Consider the following 20342-nt stretch of genomic DNA (forward strand, 5'->3'; position numbering starts at 1 on the left):
AATGGCGATCATCTATCACTGACGATCTGCCGAAATTCAGTCGCCAAGGTTATCGCTAACCGAGCCTTGTGCGCACCAACCGCAGGCAAAGGGTTGGCCTATTTTTTCAATACGTTGCGCCGGGTCCAGCACCCACGCTCGCGATTGCCATGGCGGCTGATGGCGCAGGTGTTGGGTGTGGCCACAGGAAAGCTCGACCACCCAGTGACCGTCTTCGTCCTGATGGAAGCCGCTAATCGTCGAATCCCGTTTGTCCGGGTTGTGTTCGCTTTCGCGCGATTGCTTCGCTAAACTTGGCCTTTCTATATTCTTATGCAAAAGGTCTCGCCCCATGCTGATCGCCGCCAATAAGGCTGTCTCCATCGACTATACCCTGACCAACGACGCTGGTGAGGTCATCGACAGCTCCGCCGGCGGCGCTCCGCTGGTCTACCTGCAAGGCGCAGGCAACATCATCCCGGGCCTGGAAAAAGCTCTGGAAGGCAAAGCTGTTGGTGACGAACTGGAAGTTTCCGTTGAGCCGGAAGACGCTTACGGCGAATACGCTGCCGAATTGGTCAGCACCCTGAGCCGCAGCATGTTCGAAGGCGTTGACGAGCTGGAAGTCGGCATGCAGTTCCACGCTTCGGCGCCGGACGGCCAGATGCAGATCGTCACCATCCGTGACCTCGACGGCGACGACGTCACCGTTGACGGCAACCACCCACTGGCCGGCCAGCGTCTGAACTTCAAAGTGAAGATCGTTGATATCCGTGACGCCAGCCAGGAAGAAATCGCTCATGGTCACGTCCATGGCGAAGGTGGTCATCACCACTGATTTTCTGCGCTAAGCTTTTGAGAACTGGAGAGGCGCCTGCGGGCGCCTTTTTAGTCCGCGGCTGTCCTTGGTGGCCTCGCCAAGTGGCTGTTTCGAGTAGAACACGGTAATCCTGGAGTTCGTCATGAGTGCTTTTCACGACCTTAAGTTGACAGCCCTGGATGGTCAGGAGCTACCGCTGGCGCCCTTCAAGGGCAAAGTCGTGCTGGTGGTCAACGTCGCCTCCAAGTGCGGCTTGACCCCACAGTACGCGGCGCTGGAAAACCTCCATCAGCAATTCAAAGGTAAAGGCTTCAGCGTGTTGGGCCTGCCGTGCAACCAGTTTGCCGGTCAGGAACCAGGCAGCGAACAGGAAATTCAAGAGTTCTGCAGCCTCAACTATGGCGTGACGTTCCCTTTGTCGAGCAAGCTCGAGGTCAACGGCCACGAGCGGCATCAGCTCTACCGTCTGCTGGCGGGCGAGGGCGCGGAATTTCCCGGTGATATCACCTGGAATTTCGAAAAATTTCTGCTCGGCAAGGACGGCCGGGTGCTGGCCCGGTTCTCGCCGCGCACGGCGCCGGATGATCCGACCATCGTGCACGCGATTGAAAAAGCGCTGAGCTGAAACATCACGGTCAAAAGATCGCAGCCTCCGGCAGCTCCTACATGAGATCAACTGTAGGAGCTGCCGGAGGCTGCGATCTTTTGCTTTCTGTCTTTTAATCCTTAATCACCCAAATCAATAGTGCTGTTCAATGGATTCGTTGGTCCATATTATCGCCGTCATAAAGCCATTCTCTGTGGAGCCTTTCGATGCCCGTTCAAGCCTTGTTCAAACCGTTCCACCTCGGTGCCCTCGAACTGCCGACCCGTGTGGTCATGGCGCCAATGACCCGTTCGTTTTCCCCGGGCGGCGTACCCAACTCCAAGGTCATTGAGTACTACCGCCGCCGCGCTGCCGCGGGTGTGGGCCTGATCATCACCGAAGGCACGACTGTTGGTCACAAGGCGTCCAACGGCTACCCGAACGTGCCGCACTTCTACGGCGACGCCGCGTTGTCTGGCTGGAAAAAAGTCGTCGATGCGGTGCACGCCGAGGGGGGCAAGATCGTTCCGCAACTGTGGCATGTCGGCAGCGTTCGCCGCATCGGCACCGAGCCGGACGCCAGCGTGCCGGCTTACGGCCCGTCGGAAAAACTCAAGGACGGCACCGTCGTTGTCCACGGCATGACCAAACAGGATATTCAGGACGTGATCGCCGCCTTCGCCCAAGCCGCCAAGGATGCACAAAGCATTGGCATGGACGGCGTCGAGATCCATGGTGCTCACGGTTATCTGGTCGATCAGTTCTTCTGGGAAGGCAGCAATCAGCGCACCGACGAATACGGCGGCAGCCTGGCCAACCGTTCGCGTTTCGCTATCGAGTTGATTCAAGCGGTGCGTGCGGCGGTCGGTGAAGGTTTCCCGATCATTTTCCGTTTCTCGCAATGGAAGCAGCAGGATTACACCGCGCGTCTGGTGCAAACCCCTGAAGCGTTGGGCGAGTTCCTCAAGCCTCTGTCCGAGGCAGGCGTGGATATTTTCCACTGCTCGACGCGGCGCTTCTGGGAGCCGGAATTCGACGGCTCCGAACTGAACCTGGCCGGTTGGACGCGCAAACTGACTGGCAAACCGACCATCACTGTCGGCAGCGTGGGCCTGGATGGCGAGTTCCTGCAGTTCATGGTCAACACCGACAAGGTCGCGCAACCGGCCAGTCTGGAGAACCTGCTGGACCGTCTGAACAAGGAGGAATTCGATCTGGTGGCGGTGGGGCGTGCGTTGCTGGTCGATCCGGATTGGGCGCTGAAGGTTCGTGAAGGGCGCGAGCAGGACATTCTGCCGTTCAGCCGTGATGCTTTGATGACGCTGGTTTAAGCGGCGCCATTACTGACCCCTTCGCGAGCAGGCTCGCTCCCACAGGTTTCTCCGGTATTCACAAATCCTGTGTTCACTGGAGATCCCTTGTGGGAGCGAGCCTGCTCGCGAAGGTGGCTTCAAGACCAGTAAAGATCTATGGCAATGTCTGTGCATTAGGGACAACCTGCTCCCGAACGCACGCCCCACGCAAATGACCTTCAAACTGCTCGATAATCGCCGCCCAGCCCTGGCGACTCGCATGCTGGCGCGCATTCAGCCGCACACAACGCAACGTCTCATCCTCCTCGAGCAACCACGCCGCCGCATCGCAAAACGCCTCTTCGTCCCCAGGCATCGCCAACACGCCGTTGTAGCCATGACGAATATGCTGCGCCGCCGCTGCCTGATCGTAAGCGACCACGCCCAGCCCGGAGGCCAACGCCTCCAGCACCACGTTGCCAAAGGTTTCGGTCAGGCTCGGAAACAGAAACACATCTCCCGACGCATAGTGCGCCGCCAACGCTTCACCGCGCTGCGCACCGCAGAAAATCGCCTCGGGCAGATCCTTTTCCAGAGCTACCCGTTGCGGCCCGTCACCGACCACGATCAGTTTCAGATTGCGCTGTGGATAAGTGCTGCGCAGTTTTTCAAAGCTGCGTTTGAGTAAACCAAGGTTTTTCTCCGGCGCGAGCCGTCCTACGTGAATCACCGCAATGTCGCTCTCGGCCAGTCCCCATTGCTCACGCAAAGCGTTCAGCCGTTTGGTGGGGTGAAACAACTGGCTGTCCACACCTCGCGACAGTAGCGCCAGGCGCTCGAAATGCCGACGTTCCAGCTCCAGTCGCTGGCTCACGCTCGGTACCAGCGTCAGCGCCGAACGGTTGTGAAACCAGCGCAGGTAATGCGTCAGCATGCGGGTCAACAGACCAAGGCCGTACTGACTGGTGTATTGCTGGAAATTGGTATGAAAACCGCTGACCACCGAGATTCCCAGTCGCCGCGCTGCCCGTAACGCCGACAAGCCGAGCGGCCCTTCAGTCGCGATATACAGCACATCCGGGCGCTGGCGCTTCCAGCGTCGCAGCAATTTGTGCATCGACGATTGACCCCATTGCAGCCCTGGATAGCCCGGTAACGGCCAGCCTCGGCACAGCAGCAGGGCGTCGTCTTCAGTGCGCTGTGGATCGTCGGCCTGACGGGGGCGCACCAATTCGACCTGATGCCCACGCGCGCGCAATCCATCGCACAAGCGGCCAAGGGTATTGGCCACGCCGTTGATTTCCGGTGGGAAGGTTTCGGTGATCAGAGTGATGTGCAGAGCTGTCGTCATGACCTCAGTGTCGGCTGAGGCCATGTCGTGCTTGTGACGTTCGGATGATGGATTTGTGACGGGTCTAGCGCTGAGTCACCAGATTTTCGGCACCACGTTCACGCACCCAGAACAAAGTGGCCCCGGCCACAGCCGCGGGCATCATCAGGATGTTGACCACCGGAATCAGCAGCACCAGATAGACGCTGCCGCCAAAACTCATGCTCTGCCAGCGCTTCTGGCGTAGCCAGGCGAGCATCTCGTTCCAGCCCAGTTTGTGGTTGTCCGCCGGGTAGTCGATGTACTGGATCGCCATCATCCACACACCGAACAGCAGCCACAGCGGCGCGGCGACGATGTTCACCACCGGAATGAACGAGAGGATGAACAGGCCGATGGCACGCGGCAGGAAATAGCCGAGTTTGCGCATTTCCCGAGCGAGGGTGCGCGGGATCATCGCGATCAGTTCGCCCCAGCTGAAGGCCGGGAAGTCATCGGTGCCGCGTACCACCACTTCGACCTTTTCCGCGAGAAAGCCGTTGAAGGGCGCTGCAATGATGTTGGCGAGCATGGTGAAGCTGAAAAACACCATCAGTGCGACGAGCACGACAAACAGCGGCCACAGGATGTAGCTGAGAAAGCTCAGCCATTCGGGCAGCGACGGCATCAGCGTATCGACCCACAGGCTGAACTGGTGGCCGGCCAGATAGATCAATCCGACGAACAGCACCAGGTTGATGGCCAGCGGCAGCAGTACAAACAATCGCAGGCTGGGGCTAAGGACCAGTTTGAGGCCTTCGCGCAGGTATTGCGGGCCGGACAGAACAGGGGCGGGCATAAGGTGCTCCGAGCAAGGGAAAACGCGCCGACCTTACCGACTTTGCAATGGCTGCGAAAGCGCGGCAGAGTGATCGACATCCACTGTAACAAAGACGTCCATCTCGTCAGTGTGTCGGCATAGAGACCACCTATGAGCTGGATTGTTAAACCGTATTTCCTTAATCTTGCCCCCCTCGATACGCTTCACCCAACTTTTTACAGGACTGTCGAGCTCAAGCCTTCCCCAAGGTTTTCCACGGTCCTTTTTTATTCCCGCCGGCAGTCCGGCGTTCCGCGCCAGTTTTTCGGCCCGGTCAACAGGAGCAGGTCATGTCTGAAGTCCGTCATTCGCGAGTGATTATTCTCGGTTCCGGCCCTGCCGGTTACAGCGCTGCGGTCTATGCCGCCCGTGCCAACCTCAAGCCACTGCTGATCACCGGCATGCAGGCTGGTGGTCAACTGACCACCACCACCGAAGTCGACAACTGGCCGGGCGATGTCCACGGTCTGACCGGTCCGGTGCTGATGGAACGTATGCGTGAGCACGCCGAGCGTTTTGAAACCGAGATCGTCTTTGATCACATCAACGCCGTGGACTTCGCTTCCAAGCCCTACAGCCTGACTGGCGACAGCGCCACCTACACCTGTGACGCCCTGATCATCGCCACCGGCGCCAGCGCTCGTTACCTGGGCCTGCCGTCGGAAGAAGCGTTCATGGGCAAAGGCGTTTCGGCCTGCGCGACCTGCGACGGTTTCTTCTATCGCAACAAGCCTGTTGCAGTGGTCGGTGGCGGCAATACCGCTGTTGAAGAAGCGCTGTACCTGGCCAACATCGCCAGCACCGTGACCTTGATCCACCGTCGCGAAACCTTCCGCGCCGAGAAGATCCTGATCGACAAGCTGAACGCCCGTGTGGCCGAAGGCAAGATCATCCTCAAGTTGAACGCCAACCTCGACGAAGTGCTGGGTGACAACATGGGCGTGACCGGTGCGCGTCTGAAGAACAACGACGGCAGCTTCGACGAGATCAAAGTCGACGGCGTGTTCATCGCCATCGGCCACACCCCGAACACCTCGCTGTTCGAAGGCCAGTTGACCCTCAAAGACGGTTATCTGGTAGTGCAGGGCGGTCGTGAGGGCAACGCCACCGCGACCAGCGTCGAAGGCATCTTCGCCGCCGGTGACGTGGCAGATCACGTTTACCGTCAGGCCATCACCTCGGCTGGCGCTGGCTGCATGGCGGCACTGGACACCGAGCGTTACCTGGATGGTCTGCAGAACGCTTCGTTCTAAGATCGCAGGCACAAAAAAACCGGCCAATTGGCCGGTTTTTTTGTGCCCGGTTTTCAGGTTCAACGCAGTTCCAATGTGGGAGCGAGCCTGCTCGCGAATGCGGTGTTTCAGTCGACATCAATGTCGAATGTCAGTCCGTATTCGCGAGCAGGCTCGCTCCCACAGGAATTGGGTTTGCAGCTGAAGTTAGCGGCGAGTCAGGGGCTGGGCGGTAAATTTCACACCCGCCAGACCGTGTTCGATCAACGCCCGAATATTGCCGTGATCACTGCCCTCAGGCGTGGCCACCACCGAACGGTAATGTTCGCCAAACGCCAGCAGCGCTTCCTCATCGCTCAGGCCTTCCAGCAGCGCCAGACCCAGGGTCTTGCACGAACCTTCGTTCTGCCCGGCCGCGTTTTCCACTCCACCGTTGTTGAACGCCTGAGGCTGGTAGTCGTAACCGGCGGCAATGAAGGCCAGGGTGTCGGCGAAAACGTGCTCGCCGCTCTTGAGGCTGGCGCGCAGGGTGTTCAGATCACTCATTGGGTTTTCCTTTGGCGAACGCCGCTTGTTGTTCGGCGCTGGCTTCTTGCTGAAACTGGGCTTTCCACTCGGCGTACGGCATGCCGTAAACCACTTCGCGGGCGTCGTCGAGGCTGACCTCGATCTGGCGCTCGTCGGCTTCGGCCTTGTACCACTTCGACAGGCAGTTGCGGCAGAACCCGGCGAGGTTCATCAGGTCGATGTTCTGCACGTCCTTGCGGCTGTCCAGGTGCGCGACCAGTCGGCGGAAGGCGGCGGCTTCGAGTTCGAGGCGTTGTTGCTCGGTCATGATGGGCTCTGTGCAGTCAATTCGTGGCGCGGATGATAAAAGTCTGGCGGCCAATGCGCCAGACACGCTCAGCGGCTGGCAGCGAGGGTGATCGACACCGACTCGGCAAAACGCAGCGCATGCGGCTTGTCGACTTCGACTTCGGCATACAGCACCGATCCGTTGCTCATCACCAGATCGAGCAATTCCTGGGTCAGGCGTTCGAGCAGCGCAAAGCGATTACCCTCGACGTGGGCGATGATCGCTTTGGTGATGGTGCGGTAATTCAAGGCGTGGTCGATGTCGTTGTCACGCACCGCGTCCTGCGCGGCGTACAGAATGGTGACGTTGATCAGCACATCCTGCTTGTTGAGGATCTCGTCCTCGTTGATCCCGATAAAGGTGCGCAAGCGCAGATCCTTGACCCGGATGCGCGCCATTCCCGGTTGAAGTTGTGGCATCTACTTGCTCCGTCCAATCAATTGCAGGAACTCCTGGCGGGTGTTGCTCGAGTCGCGAAAAGCGCCAAGCATGACCGAGGTGTTCATGGTCGAGTTCTGTTTCTCGACACCGCGCATCATCATGCACATGTGTCTGGCCTCAATGACCACGGCAACGCCGGCGGCATCAGTGACCTGTTGCACCGCATCGGCGATTTGCCGGGTGAGATTTTCCTGAATCTGCAGGCGTCGGGCGAACATGTCCACCAGTCGCGCGATCTTCGACAACCCCAGCACTTTGCCGGTCGGAATATACGCCACATGGGCCTTGCCGATGAAGGGCAGCAGGTGATGTTCGCACAATGAGTACAACTCGATGTCAGCGACGATGATCATCTCATCGCTGTCCGAAGCAAACAGTGCGCCATTAACGATCTCGTCGACGCTCTGCTCATAACCGTGACACAGGTATTGCATGGCCTTGGCCGCACGTACCGGAGTGTCGAGTAATCCTTCGCGGTCGGGGTCTTCACCAAGGCCGATGAGGATTTCGCGGTAATTCTCGGGCAGGGAGCGGGTCATGGAACATCCTCGCGGGCGGGGTTATTTGACGTGCCGCCCGCCGTTGACGGTCAGGGTCGTGCCGGTGACATAAGGGTTGTCGAGCAGATAGCGCAGGCTTTGGTAGATCACTTCGCTGCCGGGCTCAATGCCCAACGCGGATTTGGCCAACGCCTTGACGCGGTACGCCGCGTCGTCGTCGGGATTGAACAATAGCAGGGCCGGCGCGATGCCGTTGACCTTGATCGCTGGCGCATAGCGCGCGGCGAAGGACAGGGTCAGGCTGTCGAGCCCGGCTTTGCTCGCGCAATAACCGATGTGCTTGCTGCTGCCCTTGCGGGTCACATCGTCGCTGATATGGATGATGTCGGCGGGCGTCGATTGCTGGAGCAAACCGGCGCAGTGCAGGTTGATCAGATAGGGCGCGAGCATGTGAATGTTGAACATGCGGCTGAACGCTTCGGCTTCACTGTCCGGGCTTTCCGCCAGCCATTCGGAGGCGTTGTGCACTATCGCCCGCAGGCTGTCGGTGAGGGTTTTCAATTCAGCGATGAATGCCAGGATGGTCGTTTCGCTGGAAAAGTCCGCAAATACACCCACTGCGCCCAGATCCCGCAGCATTTGCACGCCGGGACGTTCACTGCGGTAGGTGAAGATCACCGGGTGGCCGTCTTCCAGCAAACGTTGCGCGCAATGCAGGCCGACGCGCTGGCCGGCACCGGTGATCAGGATCGGGGCGCAATTTGTGGTCATGAGTGGCTCGCATCGCGGTTGGAGCGAAAACTATACCAGCGACGCGAGCCGTGGAACTACGGCGGCTTGCCTTAACGATTTTGTGTTGACGGCGTAACAGGCAAGGGTCGCGTTGGCGCACCGTTCAACCAGTTGGCCAACAACCGTGTCGACAAGGGAATAAAGAAGTAAACCATCAGTGGCGTCAGACAGGCTGTGCTGATCAACACCCGTGGCAACAGACTCATGTCCGCGAGGAGCGGGCCGAGGACAAAGTTGAACAGCAGCGATACCGGAAAGAACGCCAGCCAGATCGCAACGGCCTGTTTCCAGCGCGGCGGACGTGCACCGATTGCGCCCGTTCCGAACCAGCCCTCGATGCCGCTGACGCGGTGTTCTTTCGGGTGTGCAAACAGATCGCTGCCACGGTCCAGCCACGCTGTACGCGAAGCCGAATGCTCCCACGCATGCAAAGTCTGCTCATCGACGAAGCGGAAAATGATCTGGAATTCGTTATCGCCGGGCGGCGGGGCGAGCACGCCGGAGCCCAGATAGCCGGGGAAGTCGGTGGCCAATTGTTCGCCTTCGCGCAGCCAGATGATCAGATCCTGATAGCGGCCATCGGCGACACGGCGCGCGACCATTAGCGTAACGGGTGAAGTAGACATTATATATCTCCGTATTTCGGTGCGTCGCTCCGGGTAGGAGTTTCGCCTGACGCAGGCCGGGGTGGTGACCTGTGTTGTCAACTAGCAAGGATTATTCCTGTTTTTCCTGATTAAACCAGTGGCTTTCGTCGCAGGTCACCGCGGGGTTAGAATAGGATCCAAAGCCCACATGGACGTTGAACGTACTATGCCTGTCACGACGGACGTCAGCCCTGCCTCGCAGGCATCTGTTTCACTCGAGCGCGAAGATCTGTTTCCCATTCGGGAAGTTTCACGGTTGACCGGTGTAAACCCGGTCACCCTGCGCGCGTGGGAGCGGCGCTACGGTTTGATTCAACCGACGCGCACCGAAAGTGGGCATCGCTTGTATTCGATGTCAGATATCGAGCGCGTTCGCAGCATCGTCGAGTGGATCGACCGAGGTGTGGCGGTCAGCAAGATTGGCAAGATCCTCGCTAAAACCGAACCGCTGAAGGTGCTCGCACATATCATTCCCGATGATTTGGTGCAGGCCGACTACCAGCAATGGCAGCAGCAGTTGCAACGTGCGGTCAGTGCTTTCGACGATTTCGAGCTGGATCGGGTTTACGGTCAGATCTTTTCTTCGTACGCTTTGCCGGTCGTGTTTCAAGACATCTTGATGCCGCTCTGGCGGCAATTGCTGCAGCGTCAGGAAGCCTTTGGGCAAACCAGTGAGTGGCTGTTTCTCGATGGATACCTGCGCGCGCGGGTGCTGCAGCGAATCATCGTTCTGCGCGGCTCACAGCCTCGCAAGATCATTGTCAGTGCCTTGGCCGGTCAGTGCCGCGAACTTGAATTGCTGGTGGCTGCGCTGTTTCTCAGTAGCAGCGATTCAGGCGTACGGGTGCTCACCACCGGCCAGCCGTTCGACGAGTTGACGCTGGTTTGCGAGAAGATCAAGCCACAGGCTCTGGTGCTGTTTTCCAATCACGCACCGGCCGCGGAACTGCCGCGGCGATTGAATCGGTTGGCCTTGAGTCTTGATTGTCAGTTGTTGCTGGCGGGGGATGCATCCGATCTGGCACAGGATAGCCTGAGCGGAACTTCGATTGGTTGTGTTGGCAACGAAGGGGCGACGATGCGTCAGCGTCTGATGCAGATACTGGCAGGCAAGCTCGATACCTGAGGATCAGGTGTGCAGGGCGGGATGGGTCAGGCGGTGTTGTTGCAGAATGAACTGTCGCAGGCGTTCGGTTTCATCCGCATCGCTCTGGCTCAGTTCGTAGGCGTAGAAACCGCTTTCGGTTTCCCGTTCGAAATGGCCGCGCAGTGAAATCCGCTCATAGCCGGAAGGGCTGAACCACAACGCGAAATGCTTGGGGGGTTTGGTCTTGTTGCGCATTTCCAGCAGTACGCCTTTGTGCGAAATCTCGTGAACCCACATCGTGCCGGGTTGGCCTTTGGCGTTTTCCAGCGCCACCGGCTCTTCGAGAGTCAACCGCCATGGGCGCACCATCGGGCCATCTTCGTAAATGCTCGGAACACCGAGACGCAGGTGCAGTGCATGAAACTCGTCTTCCACCAGATGCAGCGGAAAAGTCATTTGCTGATTTTCGAAGTTGGCCTGAATGGTGACCTGTTCGTGAGCAGCCAGGCGCGTTAGCAAATCACGAATCTGCGAACCACCATTAACCAGCAGACTCGACGTAGCATCCCGCACGTTCAGTTGCGGGTTGTGCTGCATGGTCTGGATAAAATCCAGCTCATCCTGGGTCAGGAGGGCGTCGCGCTGCATGGCTAACTCGAAGGGAATAGTTACAAAGTCATTGGTGATTGTAGTTACTGACAATCAGTTCGCTGTTTTGTTTGCGCCGTTCGTCGCTTTCAAGGCTGCAAGCTCGGTTTGCAGGGCCGCGACCTGCGCTTCGAGTTGCGCCACTCGCTGCTGAGCCTTGACCTGAACGGTCACGTCCTTTTGTACACCGACAAAATACGTCTGGCCGTCAGCGGCGTTTGTCACCGTCGAAAGCGACAGTTCGTTCCAGAACGGCGTGCCGTCCTTGCGATAGTTGCGCAAGATCTCCCGGCACGAACCATTACTGCGCAGGGTGTCGCGGATCAATAGCAGACTTTCTTGATCGCGGTCTCCGGCCTGCAGAAAGCGGCAGTCCTGATAGAGAATTTCCTCGCTGGTGTAACCGGTCAGGCGTTCGAAGGCCGGATTGACATAAATCAGGATGTTGTCCTGTTCACCTTCCTTCTCGGCCACCACGATCCCGTCATTCGACGCGTTGATCACCATTTGCAGCAGACTGGCGTTGATCATCTTTGAATCCTTTCAGAGTTGTCAGTGGCAGGCATTTTAGAAGATCAGTGGAAGCTGTCTATAGGCCACCAGCACTGATTGAGAGGCTGATCCAACTTCGCGGCTCAGGCTGTTACTATCGCCGCTCATTTTTTTCAGTTTCAGGATCAGATTGATGAAAGTCGCCATCCTCTCCGGTTCGGTCTACGGCACCGCCGAAGAAGTCGCCCGCCACGCCCAGAACCTGCTGAAAGCCGCCGGCTTTGAAACCTTCTACAACCCGCGCGCCAGCCTGGCCGATATCCAGTCTTTCGCACCTGAAGCATTTCTCGCGGTGACTTCGACCACCGGCATGGGCGAATTGCCGGACAACCTGCAACCGCTGTATTCGACCATTCGTGATCAATTGCCGGCCGCCTGGCGCGGTTTGCCGGGCGCAGTGATTGCCTTGGGCGATGCCAGCTACGGGGATACTTTTTGCGGTGGCGGTGAGCAAATGCGTGAACTGTTCGCCGAGCTTGGCCTGCGTGAAGTGCAGGACATGCTGCGCATCGACGCCAGCGAAAGCGTCACCCCGGAAACCGATGCCGAGCCTTGGCTGGCGGATCTGATCGGCTCACTCAAGGGCTGATCGCACCCTCGCGCAGCAGCGCCAGCCAGGCTTGTGCAGCGTTAGACAGATAAGCACCCTGACGCCAGATGAACGCGATGTCCCAGCGCAAATAGTCCGGCGCTCTCAAGGTCAGGCGCACCACGCCGGGTCGTACCAGGCCGCGCGCGACCACGCTGGGCAACAGCACCACGCCTTGCCCGGCAGCCACCAGTGCCGCGAGAAAATCCGCCTGACCACTGCGCCCGCCTTCCTTCGGCGTGAAGCCCATTTGCTGACAGGCTTGCAGCAAGCGGTCGTTGAGCACGAAGCTGCGCTGATACAGCAGAAACGGCGTATCGGCCAACTCCTCCAGGCCAATCTCACCCCGTGTCGCCAATGGATGATCCATGGGTAACAGGGCGTCGAGTCTCTCGTCGCAGAACGGCTGAAAGTCGAACTGTGGATCTTTTGGCAACAGGCTGCCGCCCAACTCCAGTTCACCGCTCAACACCGCTTGCTCAATGTTGCGACTACCCCCCTCAAGCAACTGAATGCTGATGTTCGGATAGCGTCGTCTGTATTCGGCAAACAGCCCGGCAAACAGGGCATCACTGCCCAGCAGCGGTAAACCGAGGCGTAATTCGCCACGGGCCAGGTGACTGAGGTCGTCCAGTTCAACGAGCAACTCGTTGCGCAAGCGCAGCATGCCTTCGGCCCGTTGCAGTACCACGCTTCCGGCGGCGGTCAGGCGCAACTGTGAACCCAGCCGTTCGAGCAACGGCGTGCCGAGGCTCTGTTCCAGTTGCGCGACTTGTTTACTCACCGCCGATTGACTGATGTGCAGGGTTTTCGCGGCTTGAGTAAACCCGCCCTGATGCATGACTTCGACAAAACTGCGTAGCTGTTTGAATTCCATTTGCCTGATTCCGTTTTGGAATGGCTTTGAGTCTAACAATTCGCTTCGGGGATGGCAGGGCGCTTCGTAAAATGAGCCCCAGTCAGGAGCAAAACCCTATGAACGCCGCCACCCTAAAGTATCTTTCCCGTTTATTCGCCGAGCTGGCCGTGTTGCTCGCTCTCTACCTGCTCGGCTGCCAACTCGCCGCTTGGCTGGCCCTGCCGATTCCCGGCGGCGTGATGGGCATGGCGCTGTTGCTGCTGACGTTCGCCTTTGGCTGGATCAAACCCGCAGCACTGCAACTGGGCGCAGGCTTACTGATGGCCGAGATGCTGCTGTTTTTTATTCCGGCGCTTATGAGCCTGTTGGATTACGGCGCGCTGCTACGCAATGACGGCTGGCGGATTCTGCTGGTAATCGCCGCCAGCACATTGATGGTGATGCTGGTGACGGCGTACACCGTGGAGTTGGCTGTCCGCCTGAGGCGTTCCCATGAAGCTTGAACTGATGCCGATGTTCTGGCTCGCCTTCACCCTGTTGGCGTACCTGTTCAGCCGCTGGATTTATCGCCGCACCGGGCGATACCTGTTGTCACCGCTGATTCTGGTGCCGGCGTTGCTGCTGGCACTCGCCGTGCCGCTGCACACTGCTTACGCCGAATATTCGAGCAACACCCATTGGCTGATGCTGGTGCTTGGGCCGGTTACCGTCGCCTTCGCCGTGCCGATCTGGCAGCAGCGGCGCCTGCTGATGCGGCACTGGTCAGCATTGCTGCTGGGCATGGTGGCCGGCAGTGCGGCATCGATCGGCACCTCGTTCGGCCTGGCCAAGGCGTTGGCGCTGGACAGTTCGGTAACGATGTCACTGGTGCCGCGTTCGATCACCACGCCGTTCGCCATGCCGTTGGCGCATGATCTGGGTGGCGTGCCGGAACTGACCGCAGTGTTCGTGATGTTCACTGGCGTGTTCGGCGCGATGCTCGGCGGGGTGCTCTTGAAGTGTTTGCCGTTGCGCAGCGCCTTGGCGCGTGGCGCGCTGTTCGGTGTCGGTGCGCACGGTGCTGGCGTCAGTCGGGCGCATGAAGTCGGCGGCGAAGAAGGCTCTGTGGCGGGTCTGGTGATGGTGTTGACCGGTTTGCTCAACCTGTTCGCCGCGCCGTTGTTGGCGTCGTTGCTTTGACCTGGATCCAAGGTGTTTGCGTTGCTGACCCGCTCAGTCATCAAGCTGGCTGGCAATGCAACTACGCGATCGTCTGCACCTGACTAGACTGCTGACACGAGCAAAACAATAAGAACGCAGAGGTGCATACAGTGAGCGTAGCCCCCGTCCAATCGTCCCTTAATGTCAAAGACCAGGTCAGCGCCGCGGAATGGCAGACCCGAGTCGATCTCGCCGCCTGTTATCGTCTGGTCGCATTGCATGGCTGGGACGATCTGATCTTCACCCATATTTCCGCCAAGGTGCCGGGCACCGAAGATTTCCTGATCAATCCGTTCGGCCTGATGTTCCACGAAATCACTGCGTCGAGCCTGGTGAAAGTCGATCAGGCCGGTAACAAACTCATGGACAGCCCTTACGAAATCAACCCGGCGGGTTACACCATTCACAGCGCGGTACACGAAGTGCGGCACGATGTGGTTTGCGTGCTGCATACGCACACGGCTTCGGGCGTTGCGGTGTCGGCGCAGAAGCAGGGCGTGTTGCCGATCAGCCAGCAATCATTGTTCGTGCTGTCGAGCCTGGCCTACCACGGCTATGAAGGTGTTGCGCTGAACCACGAAGAGAAGGCGCGCTTGCAATCCGACTTGGGCGAGAACAATTTCCTGATGCTGCACAACCACGGTCTGCTGACCTGTGGCGGCACCATCGCCGATACCTTTCTGATGATGTTCACCTTCCAGCGCGCCTGCGACATCCAGGTGATGGCCCAGACCGGCGGCGCTGAACTCATCGCCATCGAACCGCAGATCCTGGCGGGCGCCAAGGCGATGATCGCCGGCGTCACCAAAAGTGCTCAAGGCATGGGGGGCGCGCTGGCCTGGCCGGCGTTGCTGCGCAAACTCGATAAACACGACTCTGGATATAAACTCTAATGCCTCTTGCCGAGATTCCTCTGTGTGTCTGGCGTAAGCGCAGCCAGACGTTTGTTTTTCGCGGCCAGTTGATCCGCTACTGGATGACGGGGCAGGGTGAGCCGTTGCTGCTGATCCATGGATTCCCGACCGCCAGTTGGGACTGGCATTACCTGTGGCAACCACTGGCCCAGCGTTATCGCGTGATCGCTTGCGACATGCTCGGTTTTGGCGATTCGGCCAAACCGCTCAATCACAGCTACAGCCTGCTGGAGCAAGCTGATCTGCAACAGGCGTTGCTCGCGCATTTGCAGGTGGAACAACCGGTGCACATCCTCGCCCACGACTATGGCGACAGCGTCGCGCAGGAACTGCTCGCCCGGCATTACGAAGAGCAGATCGAGGTCGCCAGTTGCGTATTTCTCAACGGTGGGCTGTTCCCTGAAACCCATCGTCCGGTGTTGATGCAAAAACTGCTGCTCAGCCCATTGGGCTGGATGATCGGTCGTGCGTTTACCCGAGACGCGCTGGTGAAAAGCTTCCGCCAGATCTTCGGCCCGCAGACCCGCCCGAGCGAAAGTGAGCTGGATGATTTCTGGAGCCTGATCGACAGCAATCACGGCCCGCGGATCATGCACAAACTGATCGGCTACATCCCCGAACGCCGGGTGCAACGTGACCGCTGGGTGGCGGCGATGCAGCGCGGTGAAGTGCCGTTGCGGGTGATTGATGGAGAGGTCGATCCGATCTCCGGAGCGCACATGGTCGAGCGTTACCGCGAGCTGATTGCCGATGCAGACACTGTGCTGCTGCCAGGCATCGGCCACTATCCGCAGACCGAGGCGCCGGTGCAGGTGCTCAAGCATTACCTGGCGTTTCGCGAACGCTTCGTGCTGCCACCGCGCAAAGTAGCGTGTTCCTGAAAGATCAAAAGATCGTCCGAACGCGGCCCGAGCCTTCGGCAGCTCCTTCATGTGTTGGTGTAGGAGCTGCCGAAGGCTGCGATCTTTTGATCTTTGATCTTTCGACTATGCGCATCATCCCCCAGCCTTATCGCGCACCATTCAGCCCCAGCTGTGTTTGTTGTGACCGAAAGCCCCGTGCCTGACACTCGGAGAACTGTCCCTAGGCCTGCTGGAGTTGCCGTGATGAATGAGTCTGTGCGTTTCGAAGATAAAGTCGTAATCGTCACCGGAGCCGGTGGTGGCCTTGGACGCGCACACGCACTGCTGTTCGCCAAACAGGGCGCCAAAGTGCTGGTCAACGACCTCGGCGGCTCGACCCAGGGCGAAGGCGCCAACGCTTCCGCCGCAGACCGTGTGGTCGCAGAAATCCGCGAAGCCGGCGGCATCGCCGAAGCCAACCACGACTCGGTCACCGACGGCGACAAACTCGTACAGAACGCGCTCGACGCCTTCGGCCGCGTCGACGTCGTGGTCAACAACGCCGGGATCCTGCGCGACAAGACCTTCCACAAAATGGACGACGCCGACTGGGATCTGGTCTACCGCGTCCACGTCGAAGGCGCCTACAAAGTCACCCGCGCCGCATGGCCGCACCTTCGCGAGCAAAACTACGGCCGCGTGATCTTCACCGCCTCGACCTCGGGCATCTACGGCAACTTCGGCCAGTCCAACTACGGCATGGCCAAACTTGGCCTCTACGGTTTGACCCGTACGCTGGCCATCGAGGGGCGCAAGAACAATATCCTGGTCAACGCCATAGCGCCGACTGGCGGCACCCGCATGACCGAAGGCTTGATCCCGCCGCAAGTGTTCGAGCAACTGAAACCGGAACTGATCAGCCCATTGGTGGTGTATCTGGCTAGCGAAAACTGCCAGGAAACCTCGGGCCTGTTCGAAGTCGGCGGCGGCTGGATGGGCAAAGTGCGCTGGGAGCGCAGCCTCGGCGCCGGGTTTGATCCGCGTGCCGGCTTCAGCCCGGAAGATGTCGCCGCGCACTGGCAGCAGATCTGTGATTTCGAGGGCGCGGCGCATCCGCAGGACAACATTGAAGCGCTGAAGGAAATGATGGCGAATTTGCAGAAGTATTCTTTGTAAGTGGAGCGGCCACCGAGCGAAGTCTCGGTGGCCGCTTGGACAGTCAGGAATATCTGTTTTCGATCATGAACTGGGGAGGTGACCAGTTGGGCCCTTTGATCGCCAGACCGCGATCTCCAATGGCCAATACACCGGCGGCGAAAAGCCGAGAATAAGCACTTTCAAGCGAGCCGTACTCTCTGAGGATTTCGCTGTTATAGCGTCTGATCATCATATCCAGATGTGGATTCGGTTTGACCAGTGCGAATACAGCAACGATGTCATCCAGAGGTTCATTTTTGACAATCTGCTCGACTTTGTTCATTTCCACATTTCCTTCAGCAACTGCTGATATTCACGTTCTTCTTGGTCGGCGGCTGCGGCCAGCGCTTCAGGTGTGTAAAGCAGAGATGCGTCATCCTTCAGTTTGAAATCTTCCAATGTTGCTGTGTGAACATTGTTCCACACCGGAGAATCCGGATCAGGCCGCTCGGTGTCGCCATATCCCAAGGCTTTGAATCTTTCGAACTCCCGCAGCTCATGAGTGTAGAAGCGTTTGTCTGTATCCGTCGCTTCGAGCTCTCCCCGAATTATACTTTCCAGCCTGTCGAGCATCACTCTATTGGCGGCCGATTCAGGAAATTTGGAAATGTGAAGTCTCACAATACTTGCTCCTTCCAATGTTGCAGTTGTAGTCGCCCAGTCCAGTTCAAGAATTGAGCCGCCGGTTTCTTTTGGATTGAATGCGCGACCGCTGTGTTCGCCAGCTTGTTCTCCTCCCCCATATGGACTGCTGAAGACCACCCACAACGGCGGAATGCCAGACTCACCCGGAAACACCGTGATAAACCCGCCAAACCCATACCGATCCAGTTCGGGAAACGCATCTAATCGTCCCTCGCCCGGTACGATTTCGACGCCGTCGTAGATCGGCAGGTCCATATCGGCCGGCGGCAAATCCGTCGAAGGATCCAGCGGTTTGACCAATGGCGTCCACGTCAGCGTGGGGCCATTGGTGTTGCTGGCGGTGGAAATGTAAGCGTTTTTATTGGTGTCGAAATGGGCCGCTCTCACGAGCACACTGGCGGAAACTGTCACGCCGTCCGTCGTAACAACAACGAGCTCGAACTTGTTACCTGTCGTTATCGAACCCAGCCTGAGGGGCAGATCGATTTCACCCCGGGTCGCCGCCAACTTATGCAGGTCTTCGTTCAGATCGGGTGCGAGGTCGGACAATGGAATGCTTGCAGAATAAAGATCGCCGTTGCCCAGCTTCGAGGGGACGAGCAGCGCCGCGAAGCCGACGATCACTGGTGCGGCAGCTGTGGATATGGCTGCCAATGCAAGGGAAACTGCCGTTCGAAGCGCGGCTCGAAGCGCCAGAGCGGTCGCCGGGTTATTGCCAAAACCGCCGAGTGGTCCGGTAAAGGTAGGGCCAAATGCAGCCGTTGCACCGGCGTAGGCAAAAGCCGGAGGTTGCCTGCGTGAGGCGTCTTCGACCGCTTGTTGCGCATGCGCCTTGGCGGTCTTGCGCGCTTTTTTGCGCTGGCGCTTTTGTGCTTTGCGCAGGGCTTTCTGCTGTTTTTCCTGACGCGTTTTTTCGGCCAACTGCCGGCGTTCTTCGCTGCGGCGCTGGATATCCGCTTGCGCTTGCAGGCGTGCCTGCTCGGCGGCTAATTGCTGCGTAGCCGCTTCAGCAGCGATTTGTGCCTGTTCAACTGCCAGCCGTTGCGCTTCAGCTAGCGCCGCGAGTCGCAGCTGTTCACGGGCCTGAATTTCCAGCTGCTCTTTTTGCCGTCGTGCGGCCTCTGTCAGCGCGGCGAGTCGTGCCTGTTCATTGATGCGCGCCAGTTCGGCAGCAGCCCACTGTGCTTGCTGCCGAGCAGCGATTTGCGCTTGATCACTGGCCTGCACAGATGCCAACCAGTTGAGTACCTGCACATGTTGCTGATTGAGCATCTGAATCGATTGCGTCAAAAGCTTTGCGTCATGAGCCGCTCTATACGACGCTGCCCAGGCGCGCATCGCCGCCCCCCCCCGGGCATGACCGGAGCTTCTATGGTTGAAGCTTTTCGATAGAAGTCGAGCAGGCTCCGGTTCAGTGGGGTGCCCCCATAGAACAGATTCGCCAGGGCTGTTTTTTGATGAAGCTCAGATGATTTGCGCAGTAGCAGCGTGTTGCGAACGCCGAGTTCTCGAACGATCGCGTCCGCTGGAGGCAGCGGATGAGTAGAACCCTCCAGGCGCGTGGCAGCGAGTTCGTGCTCGATTGTTTGTGCCAGTTGGTTGGTGCGCGATTGATACTCCTGCTCAAAGGCTTTTTTGGTGGCATTAATCGTATGTGAATTGGCGATAATTATATTTTGCGGTCCAAAGTCATGCGGGCCAAACATGCCACTGTTTGGAATTGATGTTCCGGTTCCAGTCGCTACTGGAATATGTATGGGGGCTATCGCTGTAGTGTGGACAGCCTCAGTCAACTCCCACGTTGGGGGCTTTTGCATATTCATATCCTTTTGAATGTGCGTGTAACTAATCAAAATTGTTTTACTTCAATTGCTTCCTGTTATTTAAAGTTACAACAAAAGGGTCGGGAATGAATCCGAGAACTACGTGGGGATTTACTTGGAAGAATGCGAGATGGTTCTGGGCAATGAGAGATGACGCGGAATATTCTTCGAAGTAAAAAGACGTTTCCTACTCGAAATCAGGTGAACTGAAAAGTTTTTCCCACAACCTTTGTCTTGAAAACCCTGCGCCCATAAAAAAGGCCGCTGCAAACGCAGCGGCCAAGGTAAGACGTTGGATCAAGGAGCTACAAATCAACGTCAGTGAACACCGGGGTGATCAACCGAACACCTTCGATTGATCTGAAATCTGTCAGCAATGGCCTGATTTACTCAGTAGCCAAGGCTGGGGGCTTTGCGGCGTATCCCGTGAAAGCCCGCTCAGAATACGGATTTGAATCTGTAGGAAAAATAGCGATTCCGGACATGCACTGTTACGGGGCATGCAACAGTGCCTCGCACCATGCGTTGCGCTGATGATCAACTATCCAGCCGACTCATGACCCGCGCAAAGCCCCGCTCCGCAAAGCCATTCATCCTTTCGAGCGACAACACGAATACCTCCTTGGTGCGCTTATCGACCCGTTCACTCGGC

General features: G+C 58.3%; 26 protein-coding genes. 11 read left to right on the plus strand and 15 right to left on the minus strand.

Annotated features, from left to right (window positions below; translation table 11 throughout):
• Window positions 1-36 precede the first annotated feature (36 nt).
• Window positions 37-363, minus strand: a complete 327-nt coding sequence (locus PSH79_RS04540; RefSeq protein WP_187676800.1) for a DUF3565 domain-containing protein — start codon at window positions 361-363, stop codon at window positions 37-39.
• On the opposite strand from PSH79_RS04540, the gene PSH79_RS04545 reads away from it, so the two are divergent.
• From PSH79_RS04545 to PSH79_RS04555, 3 genes are all read left to right on the plus strand, one after another.
• Window positions 332-817, plus strand: a complete 486-nt coding sequence (locus tag PSH79_RS04545) for a peptidylprolyl isomerase (protein ID WP_007912368.1) — start codon at window positions 332-334, stop codon at window positions 815-817. The two genes, PSH79_RS04540 and PSH79_RS04545, sit on opposite strands and share 32 nt — an antisense overlap.
• 124 nt (window positions 818-941) lie before the next feature.
• Window positions 942-1424, plus strand: a complete 483-nt coding sequence (locus PSH79_RS04550) for a glutathione peroxidase (RefSeq protein ID WP_305441439.1) — start codon at window positions 942-944, stop codon at window positions 1422-1424.
• A 188-nt stretch (window positions 1425-1612) separates the two neighbouring features.
• Window positions 1613-2716 (plus strand): NADH:flavin oxidoreductase, encoded by a 1104-nt coding sequence (locus PSH79_RS04555; protein WP_305441441.1) that lies wholly within the window; start codon window positions 1613-1615, stop codon window positions 2714-2716.
• 136 nt (window positions 2717-2852) lie between these two features.
• Here the strand turns inward: PSH79_RS04555 and PSH79_RS04560 are convergent, their stop codons facing one another.
• Window positions 2853-4052 carry a glycosyltransferase family 1 protein gene (locus tag PSH79_RS04560; protein ID WP_305441443.1) on the minus strand — a complete coding sequence of 400 codons (1200 nt, stop codon included), beginning with the start codon at window positions 4050-4052 and terminating at the stop codon, window positions 2853-2855.
• Between the two features lie 40 nt (window positions 4053-4092).
• Window positions 4093-4845, minus strand: coding sequence for a sulfate transporter CysZ (cysZ, locus tag PSH79_RS04565; protein ID WP_305441444.1), 753 nt, complete (start codon window positions 4843-4845; stop codon window positions 4093-4095).
• A gap of 311 nt (window positions 4846-5156) precedes the next feature.
• Here cysZ and trxB point away from each other — a divergent pair, with 311 nt between their 5' ends.
• Window positions 5157-6119, plus strand: coding sequence for a thioredoxin-disulfide reductase (trxB, locus tag PSH79_RS04570; protein WP_305441446.1), 963 nt, complete (start codon window positions 5157-5159; stop codon window positions 6117-6119).
• A 186-nt stretch (window positions 6120-6305) separates the two neighbouring features.
• On the opposite strand, the gene PSH79_RS04575 is transcribed toward trxB, so the two are convergent.
• The 6 genes from PSH79_RS04575 to PSH79_RS04600 form a co-directional block, all read right to left on the minus strand.
• Window positions 6306-6644, minus strand: coding sequence for a HopJ type III effector protein (locus tag PSH79_RS04575; RefSeq protein WP_305441447.1), 339 nt, complete (start codon window positions 6642-6644; stop codon window positions 6306-6308).
• Complete coding sequence (locus PSH79_RS04580; protein WP_305441448.1) at window positions 6637-6933, minus strand: DUF1244 domain-containing protein; 297 nt, start codon at window positions 6931-6933, stop codon at window positions 6637-6639. Before PSH79_RS04580 ends, PSH79_RS04575 begins: the two co-directional genes overlap by 8 nt.
• Before the next feature lie 68 nt (window positions 6934-7001).
• A complete protein-coding gene (gene folX / locus PSH79_RS04585) occupies window positions 7002-7373 on the minus strand; it encodes a dihydroneopterin triphosphate 2'-epimerase (RefSeq protein ID WP_305441449.1) in 372 nt (123 codons plus the stop codon).
• Window positions 7374-7934: a GTP cyclohydrolase I FolE gene (gene folE / locus PSH79_RS04590; RefSeq protein WP_025109431.1), complete on the minus strand. Its 561-nt coding sequence runs from the start codon at window positions 7932-7934 to the stop codon at window positions 7374-7376.
• Between the two features lie 21 nt (window positions 7935-7955).
• Window positions 7956-8666 (minus strand): dihydromonapterin reductase, encoded by a 711-nt coding sequence (folM, locus tag PSH79_RS04595; RefSeq protein ID WP_305441451.1) that lies wholly within the window; start codon window positions 8664-8666, stop codon window positions 7956-7958.
• 71 nt (window positions 8667-8737) lie between these two features.
• Window positions 8738-9313, minus strand: a complete 576-nt coding sequence (locus PSH79_RS04600) for an antibiotic biosynthesis monooxygenase (protein WP_305441452.1) — start codon at window positions 9311-9313, stop codon at window positions 8738-8740.
• A 187-nt stretch (window positions 9314-9500) separates the two neighbouring features.
• Here PSH79_RS04600 and PSH79_RS04605 point away from each other — a divergent pair, with 187 nt between their 5' ends.
• The gene (locus PSH79_RS04605) at window positions 9501-10460 is read left to right on the plus strand and encodes a MerR family transcriptional regulator (protein ID WP_305441453.1); all 960 of its coding nucleotides are present in this window, start codon (window positions 9501-9503) and stop codon (window positions 10458-10460) included.
• Between the two features lie 3 nt (window positions 10461-10463).
• Here PSH79_RS04605 and PSH79_RS04610 read toward each other — a convergent pair whose 3' ends face one another.
• Window positions 10464-11069 (minus strand): hypothetical protein, encoded by a 606-nt coding sequence (locus tag PSH79_RS04610; protein WP_305441455.1) that lies wholly within the window; start codon window positions 11067-11069, stop codon window positions 10464-10466.
• A 54-nt stretch (window positions 11070-11123) separates the two neighbouring features.
• Window positions 11124-11600, minus strand: a complete 477-nt coding sequence (locus PSH79_RS04615) for a PAS domain S-box protein (RefSeq protein ID WP_305441456.1) — start codon at window positions 11598-11600, stop codon at window positions 11124-11126.
• A gap of 154 nt (window positions 11601-11754) precedes the next feature.
• Between PSH79_RS04615 and PSH79_RS04620 the strand changes: the two genes are divergently transcribed.
• Complete coding sequence (locus tag PSH79_RS04620) at window positions 11755-12210, plus strand: flavodoxin (protein WP_305441457.1); 456 nt, start codon at window positions 11755-11757, stop codon at window positions 12208-12210.
• On the opposite strand, the gene PSH79_RS04625 is transcribed toward PSH79_RS04620, so the two are convergent.
• Entirely contained in the window at window positions 12200-13087 is an 888-nt protein-coding gene (locus tag PSH79_RS04625; protein WP_305441458.1) for a LysR family transcriptional regulator, read from the minus strand. The two genes, PSH79_RS04620 and PSH79_RS04625, sit on opposite strands and share 11 nt — an antisense overlap.
• Before the next feature lie 98 nt (window positions 13088-13185).
• Between PSH79_RS04625 and PSH79_RS04630 the strand changes: the two genes are divergently transcribed.
• The 5 genes from PSH79_RS04630 (at window position 13186) to PSH79_RS04650 (ending at window position 17201) form a co-directional block, all read left to right on the plus strand.
• The gene (locus tag PSH79_RS04630; protein WP_305441459.1) at window positions 13186-13572 is read left to right on the plus strand and encodes a CidA/LrgA family protein; all 387 of its coding nucleotides are present in this window, start codon (window positions 13186-13188) and stop codon (window positions 13570-13572) included.
• Complete coding sequence (locus tag PSH79_RS04635) at window positions 13562-14248, plus strand: LrgB family protein (protein WP_305441460.1); 687 nt, start codon at window positions 13562-13564, stop codon at window positions 14246-14248. Before PSH79_RS04630 ends, PSH79_RS04635 begins: the two co-directional genes overlap by 11 nt.
• A 131-nt stretch (window positions 14249-14379) precedes the next feature.
• Entirely contained in the window at window positions 14380-15162 is a 783-nt protein-coding gene (locus tag PSH79_RS04640; RefSeq protein WP_305441461.1) for a class II aldolase/adducin family protein, read from the plus strand.
• Window positions 15162-16064 carry an alpha/beta fold hydrolase gene (locus PSH79_RS04645; RefSeq protein WP_305441462.1) on the plus strand — a complete coding sequence of 301 codons (903 nt, stop codon included), beginning with the start codon at window positions 15162-15164 and terminating at the stop codon, window positions 16062-16064. The genes PSH79_RS04640 and PSH79_RS04645 overlap by 1 nt, the downstream gene beginning before the upstream one ends.
• A 225-nt stretch (window positions 16065-16289) precedes the next feature.
• Window positions 16290-17201 (plus strand): SDR family oxidoreductase, encoded by a 912-nt coding sequence (locus PSH79_RS04650; protein ID WP_305441463.1) that lies wholly within the window; start codon window positions 16290-16292, stop codon window positions 17199-17201.
• Window positions 17202-17244: 43 nt separating this feature from the next.
• On the opposite strand, the gene PSH79_RS04655 is transcribed toward PSH79_RS04650, so the two are convergent.
• The 3 genes from PSH79_RS04655 to PSH79_RS04665 are packed head-to-tail and all read right to left on the minus strand — an operon-like array spanning window position 17245 to window position 19684.
• Complete coding sequence (locus tag PSH79_RS04655) at window positions 17245-17505, minus strand: hypothetical protein (protein WP_305441464.1); 261 nt, start codon at window positions 17503-17505, stop codon at window positions 17245-17247.
• The gene (locus tag PSH79_RS04660; protein WP_305441466.1) at window positions 17502-19139 is read right to left on the minus strand and encodes an S-type pyocin domain-containing protein; all 1638 of its coding nucleotides are present in this window, start codon (window positions 19137-19139) and stop codon (window positions 17502-17504) included. Before PSH79_RS04660 ends, PSH79_RS04655 begins: the two co-directional genes overlap by 4 nt.
• Before the next feature lie 14 nt (window positions 19140-19153).
• On the minus strand, window positions 19154-19684 hold the full coding sequence (locus PSH79_RS04665) for a hypothetical protein (protein ID WP_305441467.1): 531 nt from the start codon (window positions 19682-19684) through the stop codon (window positions 19154-19156).
• Between the last annotated feature and the right edge of the window lie 658 nt (window positions 19685-20342).

It is taken from the genome of Pseudomonas sp. FP2196 (genome assembly GCF_030687715.1).
Classification (GTDB): domain Bacteria; phylum Pseudomonadota; class Gammaproteobacteria; order Pseudomonadales; family Pseudomonadaceae; genus Aquipseudomonas.

What these genes read in the sequence shown, in the direction of transcription:
- PSH79_RS04545 (WP_007912368.1), top strand. Translation starts at nt 332, where the DNA reads ATGCTGATCGCCGCCAATAAGGCTGTCTCCATCGACTATACCCTGACC.
- PSH79_RS04540 (WP_187676800.1), bottom strand. Translation starts at nt 363, where the DNA reads ATGGAGACAGCCTTATTGGCGGCGATCAGCATGGGGCGAGACCTTTTG.
- PSH79_RS04550 (WP_305441439.1), top strand. Translation starts at nt 942, where the DNA reads ATGAGTGCTTTTCACGACCTTAAGTTGACAGCCCTGGATGGTCAGGAG.
- PSH79_RS04555 (WP_305441441.1), top strand. Translation starts at nt 1,613, where the DNA reads ATGCCCGTTCAAGCCTTGTTCAAACCGTTCCACCTCGGTGCCCTCGAA.
- PSH79_RS04560 (WP_305441443.1), bottom strand. Translation starts at nt 4,052, where the DNA reads ATGGCCTCAGCCGACACTGAGGTCATGACGACAGCTCTGCACATCACT.
- cysZ (WP_305441444.1), bottom strand. Translation starts at nt 4,845, where the DNA reads ATGCCCGCCCCTGTTCTGTCCGGCCCGCAATACCTGCGCGAAGGCCTC.
- trxB (WP_305441446.1), top strand. Translation starts at nt 5,157, where the DNA reads ATGTCTGAAGTCCGTCATTCGCGAGTGATTATTCTCGGTTCCGGCCCT.
- PSH79_RS04575 (WP_305441447.1), bottom strand. Translation starts at nt 6,644, where the DNA reads ATGAGTGATCTGAACACCCTGCGCGCCAGCCTCAAGAGCGGCGAGCAC.
- PSH79_RS04580 (WP_305441448.1), bottom strand. Translation starts at nt 6,933, where the DNA reads ATGACCGAGCAACAACGCCTCGAACTCGAAGCCGCCGCCTTCCGCCGA.
- folX (WP_305441449.1), bottom strand. Translation starts at nt 7,373, where the DNA reads ATGCCACAACTTCAACCGGGAATGGCGCGCATCCGGGTCAAGGATCTG.
- folE (WP_025109431.1), bottom strand. Translation starts at nt 7,934, where the DNA reads ATGACCCGCTCCCTGCCCGAGAATTACCGCGAAATCCTCATCGGCCTT.
- folM (WP_305441451.1), bottom strand. Translation starts at nt 8,666, where the DNA reads ATGACCACAAATTGCGCCCCGATCCTGATCACCGGTGCCGGCCAGCGC.
- PSH79_RS04600 (WP_305441452.1), bottom strand. Translation starts at nt 9,313, where the DNA reads ATGTCTACTTCACCCGTTACGCTAATGGTCGCGCGCCGTGTCGCCGAT.
- PSH79_RS04605 (WP_305441453.1), top strand. Translation starts at nt 9,501, where the DNA reads ATGCCTGTCACGACGGACGTCAGCCCTGCCTCGCAGGCATCTGTTTCA.
- PSH79_RS04610 (WP_305441455.1), bottom strand. Translation starts at nt 11,069, where the DNA reads ATGCAGCGCGACGCCCTCCTGACCCAGGATGAGCTGGATTTTATCCAG.
- PSH79_RS04615 (WP_305441456.1), bottom strand. Translation starts at nt 11,600, where the DNA reads ATGATCAACGCCAGTCTGCTGCAAATGGTGATCAACGCGTCGAATGAC.
- PSH79_RS04620 (WP_305441457.1), top strand. Translation starts at nt 11,755, where the DNA reads ATGAAAGTCGCCATCCTCTCCGGTTCGGTCTACGGCACCGCCGAAGAA.
- PSH79_RS04625 (WP_305441458.1), bottom strand. Translation starts at nt 13,087, where the DNA reads ATGGAATTCAAACAGCTACGCAGTTTTGTCGAAGTCATGCATCAGGGC.
- PSH79_RS04630 (WP_305441459.1), top strand. Translation starts at nt 13,186, where the DNA reads ATGAACGCCGCCACCCTAAAGTATCTTTCCCGTTTATTCGCCGAGCTG.
- PSH79_RS04635 (WP_305441460.1), top strand. Translation starts at nt 13,562, where the DNA reads ATGAAGCTTGAACTGATGCCGATGTTCTGGCTCGCCTTCACCCTGTTG.
- PSH79_RS04645 (WP_305441462.1), top strand. Translation starts at nt 15,162, where the DNA reads ATGCCTCTTGCCGAGATTCCTCTGTGTGTCTGGCGTAAGCGCAGCCAG.
- PSH79_RS04650 (WP_305441463.1), top strand. Translation starts at nt 16,290, where the DNA reads ATGAATGAGTCTGTGCGTTTCGAAGATAAAGTCGTAATCGTCACCGGA.
- PSH79_RS04655 (WP_305441464.1), bottom strand. Translation starts at nt 17,505, where the DNA reads ATGAACAAAGTCGAGCAGATTGTCAAAAATGAACCTCTGGATGACATC.
- PSH79_RS04660 (WP_305441466.1), bottom strand. Translation starts at nt 19,139, where the DNA reads ATGCTCAATCAGCAACATGTGCAGGTACTCAACTGGTTGGCATCTGTG.
- PSH79_RS04665 (WP_305441467.1), bottom strand. Translation starts at nt 19,684, where the DNA reads ATGCAAAAGCCCCCAACGTGGGAGTTGACTGAGGCTGTCCACACTACA.